Origin of the sequence: Halomonas campaniensis (assembly GCF_002211105.1) — a bacterium.
GTDB classification, from domain to species: Bacteria; Pseudomonadota; Gammaproteobacteria; order Pseudomonadales; family Halomonadaceae; genus Vreelandella; species Vreelandella campaniensis_A.
Genome location: NZ_JPUA01000002.1, coordinates 1 through 13,257, shown reverse-complemented (window position 1 = coordinate 13,257; position 13,257 = coordinate 1). Strand labels below are relative to the sequence as shown.

Annotated in this window: 14 protein-coding genes; 5 read left to right on the top strand and 9 right to left on the bottom strand. The window is 57.3% G+C overall.

The genetic code is table 11. The annotated features are described in order from the left end of the window. Window positions 1–31 precede the first annotated feature (31 nt). A complete protein-coding gene (gene aceK / locus JI62_RS00875; protein WP_088698353.1) occupies window positions 32–1,792 on the top strand; it encodes a bifunctional isocitrate dehydrogenase kinase/phosphatase in 1,761 nt (586 codons plus the stop codon). A gap of 31 nt (window positions 1,793–1,823) precedes the next feature. After that, a complete protein-coding gene (locus JI62_RS00870; RefSeq protein WP_088698352.1) occupies window positions 1,824–2,537 on the top strand; it encodes an SIR2 family NAD-dependent protein deacylase in 714 nt (237 codons plus the stop codon). Between the two features lie 85 nt (window positions 2,538–2,622). Here JI62_RS00870 and bioA read toward each other — a convergent pair whose 3' ends face one another. The 6 genes from bioA to bioB are packed head-to-tail and all read right to left on the bottom strand — an operon-like array spanning window position 2,623 to window position 8,292. Then, window positions 2,623–3,894, bottom strand: a complete 1,272-nt coding sequence (bioA, locus tag JI62_RS00865) for an adenosylmethionine--8-amino-7-oxononanoate transaminase (protein WP_088698351.1) — start codon at window positions 3,892–3,894, stop codon at window positions 2,623–2,625. Continuing rightward, complete coding sequence (gene bioD / locus JI62_RS00860) at window positions 3,891–4,580, bottom strand: dethiobiotin synthase (RefSeq protein ID WP_088698350.1); 690 nt, start codon at window positions 4,578–4,580, stop codon at window positions 3,891–3,893. The genes bioA and bioD overlap by 4 nt, the downstream gene beginning before the upstream one ends. Further along, window positions 4,577–5,359 (bottom strand): malonyl-ACP O-methyltransferase BioC, encoded by a 783-nt coding sequence (gene bioC / locus JI62_RS00855; RefSeq protein WP_088698349.1) that lies wholly within the window; start codon window positions 5,357–5,359, stop codon window positions 4,577–4,579. The genes bioD and bioC overlap by 4 nt, the downstream gene beginning before the upstream one ends. Continuing rightward, the gene (locus JI62_RS00850; RefSeq protein WP_088698348.1) at window positions 5,356–6,084 is read right to left on the bottom strand and encodes an alpha/beta fold hydrolase; all 729 of its coding nucleotides are present in this window, start codon (window positions 6,082–6,084) and stop codon (window positions 5,356–5,358) included. Before JI62_RS00850 ends, bioC begins: the two co-directional genes overlap by 4 nt. Next, entirely contained in the window at window positions 6,066–7,223 is a 1,158-nt protein-coding gene (gene bioF, locus JI62_RS00845) for an 8-amino-7-oxononanoate synthase (RefSeq protein ID WP_088698347.1), read from the bottom strand. Before bioF ends, JI62_RS00850 begins: the two co-directional genes overlap by 19 nt. After that, window positions 7,216–8,292: a biotin synthase BioB gene (gene bioB, locus JI62_RS00840; protein WP_088698346.1), complete on the bottom strand. Its 1,077-nt coding sequence runs from the start codon at window positions 8,290–8,292 to the stop codon at window positions 7,216–7,218. Before bioB ends, bioF begins: the two co-directional genes overlap by 8 nt. Before the next feature lie 143 nt (window positions 8,293–8,435). Between bioB and JI62_RS00835 the strand changes: the two genes are divergently transcribed. The 3 genes from JI62_RS00835 to JI62_RS00825 all read left to right on the top strand — a co-directional run bounded on the left by JI62_RS00835 (window position 8,436) and on the right by JI62_RS00825 (window position 10,192). After that, the gene (locus JI62_RS00835) at window positions 8,436–8,741 is read left to right on the top strand and encodes a DNA polymerase III subunit beta (protein WP_088698345.1); all 306 of its coding nucleotides are present in this window, start codon (window positions 8,436–8,438) and stop codon (window positions 8,739–8,741) included. After that, the gene (locus JI62_RS00830) at window positions 8,738–9,217 is read left to right on the top strand and encodes a hypothetical protein (protein WP_170938451.1); all 480 of its coding nucleotides are present in this window, start codon (window positions 8,738–8,740) and stop codon (window positions 9,215–9,217) included. The genes JI62_RS00835 and JI62_RS00830 overlap by 4 nt, the downstream gene beginning before the upstream one ends. Before the next feature lie 150 nt (window positions 9,218–9,367). Next, on the top strand, window positions 9,368–10,192 hold the full coding sequence (locus JI62_RS00825) for a DTW domain-containing protein (protein WP_088698344.1): 825 nt from the start codon (window positions 9,368–9,370) through the stop codon (window positions 10,190–10,192). On the opposite strand, the gene JI62_RS00820 is transcribed toward JI62_RS00825, so the two are convergent. From JI62_RS00820 to JI62_RS00810, 3 genes are all read right to left on the bottom strand, one after another. Then, window positions 10,127–11,401: a TraB/GumN family protein gene (locus JI62_RS00820; RefSeq protein ID WP_088698343.1), complete on the bottom strand. Its 1,275-nt coding sequence runs from the start codon at window positions 11,399–11,401 to the stop codon at window positions 10,127–10,129. The two genes, JI62_RS00825 and JI62_RS00820, sit on opposite strands and share 66 nt — an antisense overlap. Window positions 11,402–11,444: 43 nt before the next feature. Beyond that, complete coding sequence (locus JI62_RS00815; protein WP_088698342.1) at window positions 11,445–12,893, bottom strand: TrkH family potassium uptake protein; 1,449 nt, start codon at window positions 12,891–12,893, stop codon at window positions 11,445–11,447. 52 nt (window positions 12,894–12,945) lie between these two features. After that, window positions 12,946–13,257, bottom strand: a 312-nt coding sequence (locus JI62_RS00810) for a TrkA C-terminal domain-containing protein (protein ID WP_276206539.1), incomplete at its 5' end; no start/stop codon positions are given.

Below are 13,257 nucleotides of genomic sequence, written 5' to 3'. Positions count from 1 at the left end.
AAGCTGGTAAAAATAATCTGGAGCCTGGCCCGTGAAGCACTCACCTGCATACCGCTTAGCGACGACGATTTTGCATGGCTTCGATGAGTATCGCGCGCGTTTTAAAGAGATCACTGCCGATGCCAGCCGTCGTTTCCGTGACGCGGCGTGGCGCGAAACGCAGCAAGCATCCGCCGAGCGCATCAATCTCTATAAGGAAAAAATTGATGACACTCTGGGGCGCTTAAAGCGTACTTTTGATCCCGAGGTGGTTTCTCACTGTGAGTGCTGGCGCGAGGCGCGCAACCACTACGCTGAGTTGATCAGTCACCGACTCGATTATGAGCTCGCTGAAACCTTCTTTAACTCGCTGTTCTGCGCCATTTTCCACCACCGCCATATCCGCAACGACTGGATGTTTGTGTATAGCTCCCGGCAGGATGCCGCCCACCGCTCGGGAATTGACCTATGCCGTCGCAAACAGGTTAACGGCGACTGGCAGGCCGCGCTCAAATGGGCGCTTATCGATGCCCCCTTCGAAAATCGCTTTGCGGAAATAGATCAGGATACTCATCTCGGCGCCACCTTTTTACAACAGCACTTACCCGCGGCGATTTTGAGCGCTGATAACGCTGAAGTCGAGCTGCTCAATAGCGTCTTCTATCGCAATAAAGGCGCCTATCTGGTCGGGCGAATCCTGGGCGGCGGTGAGCAGGTGCCGTTAGTGCTGCCGGTACTCCACGGTGAAGGGTTTGGTGAACAGGCAGGAGGCGATCCCCGTCTACACCTGGATACGGTGCTGATCGAAACGGATGAAGTCTCGATTATTTTCTCCTTCACCCGCGCCTACTTTCAGGTTGATGTGGCGGTGCCCAGGGAATTTGTCGACTACCTGCAGCAGTTAATGCCGCACAAACCGGAAGGCGAGCTCTACGCAGCTATCGGCTTCTTCAAGCATGGTAAAACCGAGTTTTTCCGGGCCTTGAACCGTCAGGTCGCCAAACGTGAAGATCAGTTTATTATCGCCCCAGGCGTGCGCGGCATGGTCATGGCGGTGTTTGTACTGCCCAGTTTTCGCACCGTGTTTAAGATCATCAAAGATAAATTCGACCCGGCCAAAGACGTGACCCACGCCGTGGTGCGTGAAAAGTATCGGCTGGTAAAGCGCCATGACCGGGTAGGGCGCATGGCCGATACCCAGGAGTTTTCCAATTTTATTGTCCGTCAGGATCATTTTGCGCCGGAGTGCCTGGAGCATCTGCTGGAAGTGGCGCCCTCAACCGTTGTGTTGAAAGACGATAAGGTCATCATCAAGCACTGCTATACCGAGCGGATGATGACGCCGCTCAATATCTATTTGGAGAAGTGCAGCGACCAAGAGAAGGAGATGGTGCTCAAGGATTACGGCAATGCCATTAAGCAGATGGCGGCAGCGAATATCTTCCCTGGCGATATGCTGCTGAAAAATTTTGGCGTGACACGCCATGGAAGGGTGATCTTCTACGACTACGATGAAGTCTGCTACCTCACCGAGTGCCGTTTTCGGCATATCCCTAAATCCTACGGCAATGACTTTCAGGGAGGCGACACGCTCTCTATCGGCCCCAACGATATCTTTCCAGAGGAGTTTGGGCCCTTTATGTTTGCCAATAAAGCGCTGCGCGATATGTTCATGCACCAGCATCCTGAACTCTTCGACCCGGATTACTGGCTGGAACTGCAGCAGGCCATTATCGATGGGCGCGTCATTGATGTTTACCCTTACCGCAATAAGCAGCGCTTTGCGGGCAGTGTCGGTCAGCTAGTATATTAAGCAGGATTGGAGCATTAATAACGAGGTCATCATGGCAGCAAGCCCGCATTTGGTGGTGTTTACCGGCTCGGGGATTAGTGCTGAGAGTGGTATCAAGACCTTCCGTGCCAGCGACGGCCTATGGGAGAACCACCCGGTCGAGGATGTCGCCACTCCCGAGGCGTGGCAGCGTAACCCGCAGCAGGTGTTGGATTTCTACAATCAGCGCCGGGAGCAGATTCGCCGCGCCAAGCCTAACGCTGCCCATAAAGCGCTGGCTGGCCTGGAGCAAGATGGCTTTAACGTCAGCATCATTACTCAGAATATTGATGACCTGCATGAGCGGGCAGGTTCGCACAATGTACTGCATTTACATGGTGAGATTTTAAAGGCTCGCTCATCGGTAGATGAACGTATGCGCTATCCGCTGCTTAAAGGCGGCATCGAACTGGGGAATGTTTGCGACAAGGGCAGCCAGCTGCGCCCCGATGTGGTTTGGTTTGGTGAATCAGTGCCGCTATTTGCCGAAGCCTGCGACCTGGTTAGCCAGGCTGACTTTTTGCTGGTCGTCGGTACGTCGCTGGCGGTCATGCCCGCCGCTTCGCTTCTTTCGTACATTGACTACGACACCCCCTGCGCACTGGTCGACCCAGAGGCGGATAGCCTTAGCCCGCCGGGAGTGCTGGCAATTAACACCACCGCCGGCGAGGGTGTGCCAGCGCTGGTAAATCGCTGGAAGCAGCAGGGTAATCTACTGTTGTCTTAGTGCTCTTCGGGCACTGCAAATGGCACCCGTGGGAGGCAGCTTTAGCTCGCGACCATCCTGGCTCGTAGCCTAATGGCTTTGTCTTTTAGCTGTGGCTAAACCACGCCTTCATCACCTCGGTAATCTTTACCATCTCCGCTTCAGAGGTGATATAGGCGGGCATGGTATACAGCCAACGGCCAATGGGGCGCAGCCAGACGCCCCGCTCCCGGGCGAAGCCGCCTACCCCTTTGAGCGCCTCGGCGGAGTGGGCTTCAATCACCGCAGTGGCGCCCAGCACTCGCACGTCGGCAACGGCGGTATGCGCGTTGAGCGCACGGTCTTCCAGCAGTTCGCGGCGCAGTAAGCGGTTAAGCGTCGTAATCTTGCCCAGATAGTTCTCATCCTCGAAGACGCGCAGGCTCTCCAGCGCCACGCGGCAGGCCAGCGGGTTGCCCATAAAGGTCGGCCCGTGCATAAAGGCGTGGTGGGGAGTGTCGCCGATAAAGGCGCTATGGACGCGATCCGTTGCCAAGGTGGCGGCGTGGCCTAAATAACCGCCAGTCAAGCCTTTGGAGAGCACCATGATATCTGGCGTAACGCCCGCATGGTCAGCGGCAAACAGTTTGCCGGTGCGGCCAAAGCCGGTGGCGACTTCGTCAAAGATCAGCAGCACATTAAACTCATCGCACAGTGCCCGGGCGCCAGCAACATAGGCAGGGGAGGTCATATTGAGGCCGCCAGCCGCTTGTAAAAGCGGCTCCATCAGCAGTGCGGCAATCTCATGATGGTGGCGCTCCAATACGCTACGCAGAGCGCTAAGATCGTGCTCGACCTGCTCAGCGGTGGCATCAAAAGGGGCTGTGGGCGCCGGGGCGAAGTGGTGCTGGGGCAGCAGACTGGCAAACAGGCTGTGCATGCCTTCTTCAGGGTCGCACACCGCCATGCAGCCGGTGGTGTCGCCGTGGTACGCCTTCATCAATGAGAGCATCCGGCTTTTTTCCGGGTGGCCAGTAAGTACCTGGTACTGCAGCGCCATTTTCATCGCCACTTCCATGCCCACCGAGCCGCTGTCCGAATAGAAGACGTGATTCAGACCGGTGGGGGTAATCCGCACCAGTTCACGGGCCAACTGGTCGGCGGGCTCATGGGTTAAGCCGCCGAGCATCACATGGCACAGCTCGCCGGCCTGTTCGCGAATGGCCGCTACCAGGCGTGGGTGGCCGTAGCCGTGGATCATGCACCACCAGGAGCAGGTCGCATCCAGCAGCCGCTCGCCGCTCTCGAGCACAAAGTGAGCGCCGTCACCGCCCACCACCTTGGGCGTGGGCGTTTGGGTTTTTAGGTGGGCGTAAGGATGCCAAACAGGTGTTGTCATAACGGCTCCAGGGAGAGATAGGGGGCGGCAGCCGCGGCACTGGGTGCATCAAGAGGAGGAATAATGCCTAAACAGGGGGCCGCCAGCTTGGCGTTCAAATGGGCGATATTGGCCTCAAAACGATCAGAGTCGGCGGTAAAGGTGGGGTCTACCACGCTGCCCGCCCAGCCTGCTAATACCAAGCCGTCTGCGTGGATGGCTTCTGCGGTCAAACGGGCATGGTTTAAGCAGCCCAGCTTTAAGCCGACGACCAGAATCACCGGTAGCTCTAGGGCCATCGCTAGGTCGGCAAAATCCTCCTGGTCGTTTAACGGCACGCGCCAGCCACCGGCGCCTTCAATCAGGGTGAAGTCCCTGGGTGTTTGGCTAAGCGTTTCGCGTAGTGAGCTTACGATGGCGCTAACCTCAAGTGGCTGGCCCGACTCCTTCGCGGCGAGATGAGGCGCTATGGCGGGGGCAAAGGCGATAGGGTTTACCGTGGCATAGTCGACCGGCGGCACACTCTGCTGCTGTAACGCCAGTGCATCACCATTGCGCAGACCTTCGCTAGTCGGCTCGCTGCCTGACGCCACTGGTTTAAGGCCCAGCGAGCTCAACTGCTGTTGGTGGGCGGCGTGCAGTAAGCCGCTGGTCACTAATGTTTTACCCGCATCGGTATCGGTGCCGGTCACAAACCAGACGTTCATGGCGATTTTTCCAGTTGCAGCGTTAAACAGCGATAGCTCACCGGCAGGCCCTCCGGCTGGCGCAGTTGCTCATAGCGTGCTTTTGCAGCGGCGATGTCAGCCCGGGTAAGGTTGGCATGCGCCCGGGGGAGCTGCGCACCGACGCCTTTAATGGAGGCCATAACGGCTTGCAGGTTGGCATAGTAGAAGCGCTCAACGGTGGCCGCTTGCCGGGCAATGGTTAAGTCACTTTCACCAATGGCCCATTCGACGCTGGCGAGGTTAGGGGGTTGCAGCAGCGCCTCGGGGCGCTGCCAGGCAAAGGCGATCTCTTCCAGGGTGCCGGGTAGCAGCGTGGTGATATGCGCCTGCCCACCGGGGCGAAGCACGCGATAAAGTTCCGCCATCACCGCGCCGATATCGCGACACCACTGGAGTGCCAAGTTGGAAAATGCCAGATCAACACTGTGGTCACTAAGCGGCAGTGCCGCCGCGTCGCCTTGCTGCCAGTGGACAGCGCCACCATAGCGCTGGCGGGCCTGGGCGAGCATGCCGGGGGCTAAATCTAACCCGGTTATCTGAGCGTGGGGGTAACGTTCAGCCAGTTGCTGCGTCCAGTAACCGGTGCCGCAGCCCAAATCGAGGACTTTATAGGCGTTGTGGGGTAGCGAATCCCATAGCCGTTGACCGATTTGGCGCTGAGCAGTGGCTAGCGCATCGTAGCATGGGGCGGCCCGGGAGAAAGCGTGAGCGATCTGCGCCTGCCAGCGGGCATCGCTGTTCACCGTTAAAATGCTCATAAAACCGCCATATTGGCGTTAGCCATCAGGGTGGCATGGTGGGTAATCGCAGCAGCCAGAGCCTGGGGCTGGGAGAGCATAGGGGAGTGGCCGACGCCGCTTAAGGTTTCACCTAAGCAACGCTGGGCCGGGCCGAGTAAGGGGTCATGTTCGCCGCTGAGCCGTACAACCGGGCAAGGGGGCGCTGCTAGGCGCGGGCGGTTATCAAGCGTTGCCAGCCAGTGCAAACCGGTAGATAAGGTGCTGTTATCGGCGGGCGGCGTATCGCCCAGCAAGTCACGCAGTTGCCGGTAAGCCAACCGAGGGCTGGGTTCCCCTTGTGTCTGCCAGCGCAAAAAGTGCTGCCAAGTGGCAATAGGGTCGCGCAGAAAGGCGCGCTGAAAGGCCTTGAGCTCGGCAGTGGTGACGCCATCATCGGCGCAGAAGGTTGGGCCTGCGCCTAATAAGATCAGCCCCTTAGGGGCGGGAAGATAGTCGAGCAGTGCAGTGGCAAGTAAGCCTCCCAAAGACCATCCTACCCAGATAGCATCGCTGGGTAAGGAGTCAGCCATAGACTCTGCCAGCTGCGCCAAGGTCGCATCAGCGGACAGGGCAGGAGCGTCACCATACCCTGGCCACTCCACTGCCTGGGGGGTGAGTCTGCTTGGCCAGTACCCGTCAAGTAACTGCCAAATACGCTGGTCAATGCCCCAGCCTGACAGCAGCACTAAGCGTTGGCGTGGCACGCAACCTCCTCGCGTTGACACGCAGCTAGCGCCTCCAGTAAACGGTCAATATCGCCCTCCTGGTGACGAGCACTTAGGGTTATGCGCAGCCGGGCCTCACCTTTCGCCACTGTGGGTGGTCGAATCGCTCCAACCTGTACCCCTTTTTGCCGGAGCTGTACCGCCCAGTGGAGTGTACGTGCTTCATCACCCAATATCAGTGGTTGAATGGGCGTTACTGAGGTGGTTAGCGGTAGTCCCACGCGCAGCGCCTCGCGGCGAAAGTAAACGATGTTGGTGTTGAGGTTGGTACGGTGCTCTGGCTCACTCTGAACAATTTCCAGTGCTGTAAGCGTGGCGGCAGCAATGGCCGGGGGCTGGGCGGTGGTGTAAATATAGCTGCGCGAAAACTGAATAAGGTGGTCGATAAGCGCAGCATCGCCGGCCACAAAGGCCCCTGCGGTGCCCAGTGCTTTACCCAGGGTGCCGACCAGAATCGGCACCTCGGCACTGTTCCAAGAGCTACCCACGCAGCCGCTGCCATTGTCGCCTAGCACGCCTACGCCATGGGCATCATCGATCATTAGCCAAGCGCTGTGCTGCTGGCTGACTTCGACAAGCGCGGCAATGTCGGCGACATCGCCATCCATACTGAAAACGCCATCGCTGACCACGAGCTTGTGCGCGCATTCACTGCGCGCTAGCAGGCTTTCCAGATCAATAGCATCTCGGTGATGAAAGCGCCGCGAGCGGGCACCGCTTAACGCCGCACCATCAATTAGCGATGCGTGGTTGAGGCGATCCTGGAAAATAGCGGTATGGCGATCTGCCAGCGCTTGCAACACGCCAAGATTGGCCATATAGCCGGTAGAAAACAACAGCGCACGTTCGCGGCCTGTCCAGCGTGCTAATGCTTCTTCCAGGACGTCGTGAGCCTCCAGATGGCCGCTAACCAAATGCGAAGCGCCTGCGCCTGCACCGTAACGGCGAGCGCCCGCTGCCTGGGCCTCGCTAACGCGCGGGTCTTGAGCAAGGCCCAGGTAGTCGTTACCTGCAAAGTCGAGGGTATTGCTTTTGGCTACTTGTCGAGTGCGCCAGCGATCCGTCTGTTGACGATGAGCGCGGGCGTCGGCCAGACGCTGTTGCCACGCTTTAGACACTGGCGTCTACCGCCAGCTCGGCAACGCGTTCGGCGTGCACCTGCTGCTGTGTCTGTTGGGCAAGGCGTGCTGCTTGAGTATCCTCGCTTTCACAGGTTTCGATCTTTTCAGGGTGCAACCCCAGCTTGGCAAACAGCGCACGGTCGCGATCCACTTGAGGGTTGCTGGTGGTCAGCAGTTTGTCGCCGTAGAAGATCGAGTTGGCGCCGGCCAAAAACGCCAGCGCCTGGGTCGATTCGTTCATCTGCTCGCGGCCAGCGGAGAGGCGCACATGGCTTTGCGGCATCATGATGCGGGCGACCGCAATGGCGCGTATGAACTCAATGGGGTCTAGATCTTCGACGTTTTCCAGCGGTGTGCCGGGGACTTTCACCAGCATATTGATGGGCACGGATTCCGGGTGCGGGGAGAGCTTGGCCAGCTGTTGCAGCAGGGCGCTACGATCCTGGGCATCTTCACCCATGCCGAGAATGCCGCCGGAGCACACTTTCATGCCCGCATCGCGCACGTTGGAGAGGGTTTCCAGCCGGTCGCTGTAGGTGCGGGTGGTGATGATTTCGCCGTAGTAATCTGGCGAGGTATCCAGGTTATGGTTGTAGTAATCGAGCCCCGCAGTGGCCAGTCGGCTGGCTTGCTCGCCGTCGACCATCCCCAGCGTCATACAGGTTTCCAGGCCTAGGGCTTTCACCTGACGAACCATCTCTTCGACCAGCAGCAAGTCTTTATCCCGTGGGCTGCGCCATGCCGCACCCATGCAAAAGCGGCTGGCACCGGCTTCTTTCGCTGCCTTGGCTTGTTCGACGACTTTTTCGATTTCCAGCAGCTTCTCTTTTTCTAGCTGGGTGTTGTAGTGGCCGGATTGGGGACAGTATTTGCAGTCTTCCGGACAGGCGCCGGTCTTGATCGACAGCAGGGTAGAGACCTGCACCGCGTTAGCATCAAAGTGGGCCCGGTGAACCTGCTGGGCTTGGAACAGCAGATCATTGAACGGCAGCGCGAACAGCGCGTTGATCTCTTCTAGCGTCCAATCGTGGCGCTGTTCGTGAAATCGCTCGTGGGGCACGGTCATGGTGTAAACCTTTTTAAATTTAATAGTTGACGAGACTTTAGCGGCGTTGCGCTTTGTGTGTCAACGTTGGATGTTTTTTAGGTTTACGGTGGTAGCGATGAAATATGCTAGCCTTTGCATAACCCCATCTGAGGTGAGCTACTATGCGTTTGAGCGACTATCAGCGCCAAATGATCGTTCAGTCAGTAAAAAGCTGTTTCGGCCCCAAGGCACGGGTGAAGCTATTTGGCTCGCGTACGGATGACAGCCGTCGAGGCGGTGATATCGACCTACTGATCACCACGGACATGCAGGATGTTAATGATATCGTCCGGGCTGAAATGCGGTGTCAGGTGCAACTTCAGCAGGCGCTGGGCGAACAAAAAATCGATATGTTGATTGACTACCCCAATAGAGGTCACTACCCAGCCATTTTCCGCATAGCCGAACAATCAGGTATTGCGTTATGACTCAAGATATTTCGCAACAGCGTTTACTTGATGCTTGGCGCGAGTGTCAGCGTCATCGGCATTTCATTGACTATGCGTTGTCGTCTTTGCAAACGTCGCTACCTATTACCGGCGAGCGCTTTGCGCGACTAAGTGATGCAGAGATCCAAAGCCTGGATCAATTCGTGCTTCGGTTTGGCAAATTGCAGGATGCTATTGGTGCGCGATTGCTCCCTTCGGTACTTCTATACCTTCAGGAGCCTTATGAAGATCGGCCTATGCTCGACAAACTTCATCGTCTCGAAAAGCTAGGTTACATCGAAGACAGTGAGCAATGGCAAGCGCTTAGAATGCTGCGCAATCGCTTCGCCCATGAATATCCGGATGACCCCGATAAAAATGCGGCGATCTTGATGTTGGCGATTGAGTCAGTAGCCTGTTTGAGTTCTATTCTGGAGCGCATTGACCAAAAGCTTGCGCTTTCTTCTATCGCATAATCATTTCCTCATAGCCCTGTTCTTATGACAGAGTGCCTAGCTGATCAGCGCTACCCTGCTTTATACTCTGCGCCTTTTACCATTCTCGGTAGTTCTCGTTTTAACTTTTTCACTCTTTCACTCTTGGATTTCCCACCCTATGGAGCGCGGATGTCTGCTTTTGATAGCTCTGTTGATAAGAGCTCTGTGAATGATCGCTCTGTTGTTGGTTCGGGAGACAGCCCAACCAGTGAGTATCCGCGTCCGCCGCGGCGCGAGTTCAAGGCGCGGGGCAGTTTTGTCACCCGCTGCGATCACTGCCAGCTACCCATACTGAATTGCCTGTGCCCCTATCAGGTGAAGGCGGAGAGCCATGCTCAGGTCTGGCTAATAACGCATCCGATAGAGCACTTTAAGCCGACCAATACCGGGCGCTTGATTCGCGATGTGATCACGACGACCCAGGTGTTTACTTGGTACCGCACGGCGCCGGATGCTCAGTTAGCGGAGTTGCTAAAAGACCCGCGTTACGCGCCCTTTGTGATCTTTCCCGATGATCAGCCCGATTACGCGGATCGGGTGGTGGGTATCGACGCGGTTCACTCGGCGAAAGAGCTGGCGCGCATTCCGGTGTTTATCATTCTGGATGGCACCTGGCGTCAGGCGCGGCGTATGTTCCGTAAAAGCGCCTATCTGGATGCGTTGCCTGTGCTGCCATTGAGAACAGAGCGTGAGACGCGCTACCGGCTGCGCAAGCCAGCGTCGAAAGCGCACCTTTGCACTGCGGAAGTGGCTATCGAGCTGCTGCGTCAGGGTGGGGATACGGTTGCTGCGGACGTGCTAGATGACTATTTTGAGGTGTTTAACGATAGCTATGCGGCGAGTCGATTGCATCATAAAATCGACCCGCCTACTGCGGCGATGCGGCGCCTAGCCGCCAAACAGAGCGCCAGCGATTCTGAACCCGGCCACCCAGGTGCCTATCGCCGAGCCTAGTGTCGCGAGAATAAACACCAGCAGGGTGCGCGATACGCGGTTTTTCCACCAGCCTTTTAACTGCGTGACATCGTGGCGTAGCGATGAAAAATCGCGCACTTTGGGTTTGCGCATATAGAGCTCAACCCCGGCGGCCACAAAGCCAGCGCCGATGGTGGGGTTCAGCGAGGTGAGCGGCGCAGCAAAGAAGGTAGCAATAACGGTTACCGGGTGGGCCATGGCGATAATCGTCGCACCGCCAGAGAGAATGCCGTTAATCAAGAACCACTCAAGCACCAGTTGCCAGCCAAGGTCGGTGTTGCGCGAAAAACCAATCGCAAAGCCGGTAAGCACCAACGCGGTAATCAACCACGGCAGCGCTTTCCAAAGCTTGGACGGCGGCGGGGTGGCTTCCAGCGCTTCGCGCTCGACCTTTGGCTCGGCGGGCAGTGGCGCTTCAAGATGCTCGCCGGTGCCTTTGAGGTGGCCTGCGCCAAGCACCACTAACACGTGTTGGTAGCGCCCTGGCGGCGCATCCTCGGCCAAACGAAGCGCCATATAGCGGTCGCGTTCACGAATCAGCGGTGTATAGAGCGCTTCGGATTCGGCGGCAAACTCGCTGAAGGTGGCCTCCAACATATCGCCCTCTTTGAGCTTTTCTATATCCTCTTTGGAGATATCCTGGCGGGATAACACACTGCCCAGCAGACCTGAGAAGAGCGAGAAGCGCTGCCACCAGGGTACATTGCTGTAAATGCGTTTCAGCGTTATGCCGACATCGCGATCGACCAGCAGCAGCGGTAGCTGACGGCGGCTGGCTTCCTCAACGGCGGCGCGCATTTCGGCACCCGGCTGAATGCCGGATTGATCGGCAATCCGCTGCTGAAAGGCGCCCAGCGCCAGGCTCGCGGCCACCATGCCCGCTTTACCCTGTTTAAAGACTTGAAACAGATCCTGCTCGCCCATGGCATCCGGGTTGGCCATGCTGTGGTGACGGGCATCGCAGAGCTCAATGGCGACGGCGTCAAACGCACCGCTATCCAACAGGGCGCGAACATCGTCGGCGCTTTCCGCCGACACGTGAGCAGTGCCTAGCAGCGTGTAGCGGGATTCGCCAATGGTGAACGTTTTTAATGGCCCACTGGTAGGGGGAAGCGGGATCGCTGTTTCAGCCAGCGGCCTCGCCTCTGCGTTAGGCGTTTCTTGGTGAGATGGATCATCGTGGTTCATTAACAGCTCTCAATTCGATCAAATAAGTGGGTCTGGTGGAGGTTCAACGCCGCCAGAAAGCGGGCGTAAACAGCACCAGTACCGTAAAAATTTCCAGGCGCCCAAGCAGCATGGCCATGACCAATATCCATTTGGCCAGGCTGGGCATGTCGCCATAGTGGGTGCTGGCTTCGCCTAGAGCGGGGCCAAGGTTGTTGAGCGCAGAACCCACCGTCGACCAGGCGGTTACCTGATCAACCCCGGTCGCCATCACACCCACCAGCATTAAAAAGAACAGCATGACGTAAACCGAAAAGAACCCCCAGACCGCTTGAGCAATGCTGTCGGGAACGCTGACCTTGCCCACTTTGACCGCAATCACCGCGTTGGGGTGGATCAGCCGCATGATTTCGCGCATGCCCTGTTTGATGATCAAAATAATTCGGATCACTTTCATGCCGCCGCCGGTAGAGCCGGAGCATCCACCTACGAAGGCTGCCACAAACAGCAGAAAGGGCAGGGCGCCGGGCCACATGGAGAAGTCGGCGACACTAAAGCCCGCGGTGGTGGCCACCGACACGACTTGGAAAACCCCGTGGCGCAGGCCGCGTAGCGTGTCATAGGTGTCGGTTAACCAAAGAGAGAGCACGGTGATCACTGACAGCGCGAGCAAAAAGAGCATCAAAAAACGCGCTTCGGGGTCGTGAAAGTAGTGCATCAGGCTTTTTTCACGCCAGGCGATAAAGTGCAGGCTAAAGCTGAACGCTGAAATCAACATAAAGCCCACGCATATCATTTCGATGGCGGCGCTATCGAAGTAGCCGATGCTGGCGTCGTAGGTGGAAAAACCACCGATAGCAACCGTCGAAAAGCTATGACTCAAGGCATCGAACCAGCTCATGCCTGCTAGCATATAGGCAATCATGCAAGCTAATGTCAGCGTGGCGTAGATGTACCACAGCGCTTTGGCCGTTTCGGTGATACGGGGGGTGAGTTTGGAGTCTTTCAGTGGCCCAGGAATCTCGGTGCGGTAAAGCGCCATTCCACCCACCCCCAGGGTCGGCAAAATGGCAACGGCCAGAACGACGATACCCATGCCACCCAACCACTGGAGCTGCTGGCGGTAGTAGAGAATCGATTCGGGTAAAAAATCGATACCGGTGACCACCGTGGCGCCGGTGGTGGTTAAACCGGAAAATGACTCGAACACCGCATCGGTGATACCCAGTGACCCTTCACCAAATAGCATTAGCGGAAGCGAGCCGAACAGTGCCAGCACCGTCCAGAACATCGCGGCGATGATAAAGCCGTCGCGGATACGCAGCTCTTTTTGTGAGCGTCGATTAGGCAGGTAGAGCAGCAGCCCGGTGGAGACAGAAATCGCAATGCCGCTAATAAAGGCACTCCACACGCCGTCGCGAAACCACAGTGAGATCAGGGTAGGGGGGAGCATGGTTAGGCTGAACAGCATGAGCAGCAGCCCCAAAATGCGCAAAATAACCCGCAGACTCATAGTTGTCGCATGCTCCTGTTATTAGCCGCCAGTGGCAGTGATTCGAGGGTTATCAAAAGAACGTTAAACCGACTTGGAACAGACGCTCCACATCGCGAATGCGGCGCTTGTCGATCACAAACAGAATCACGTGGTCGCCACTCTCTACCATCACATCGCCGTGAGCGATGATGACCTCTTTGCCGCGTACAATCGCGCCAATCGTGGTGCCATCGGGCAGGTCGATCTCACGAATAGTGCGGCCCACCACTTTCGATGACTGTTTATCGCCGTGGGCGATGGCTTCAATGGCCTCGGCGGCGCCCCGGCGCAGTGAGTGGACGTTGACGATATCGCCCCGGCGCACGTGGGTCAGCAGGCTGCC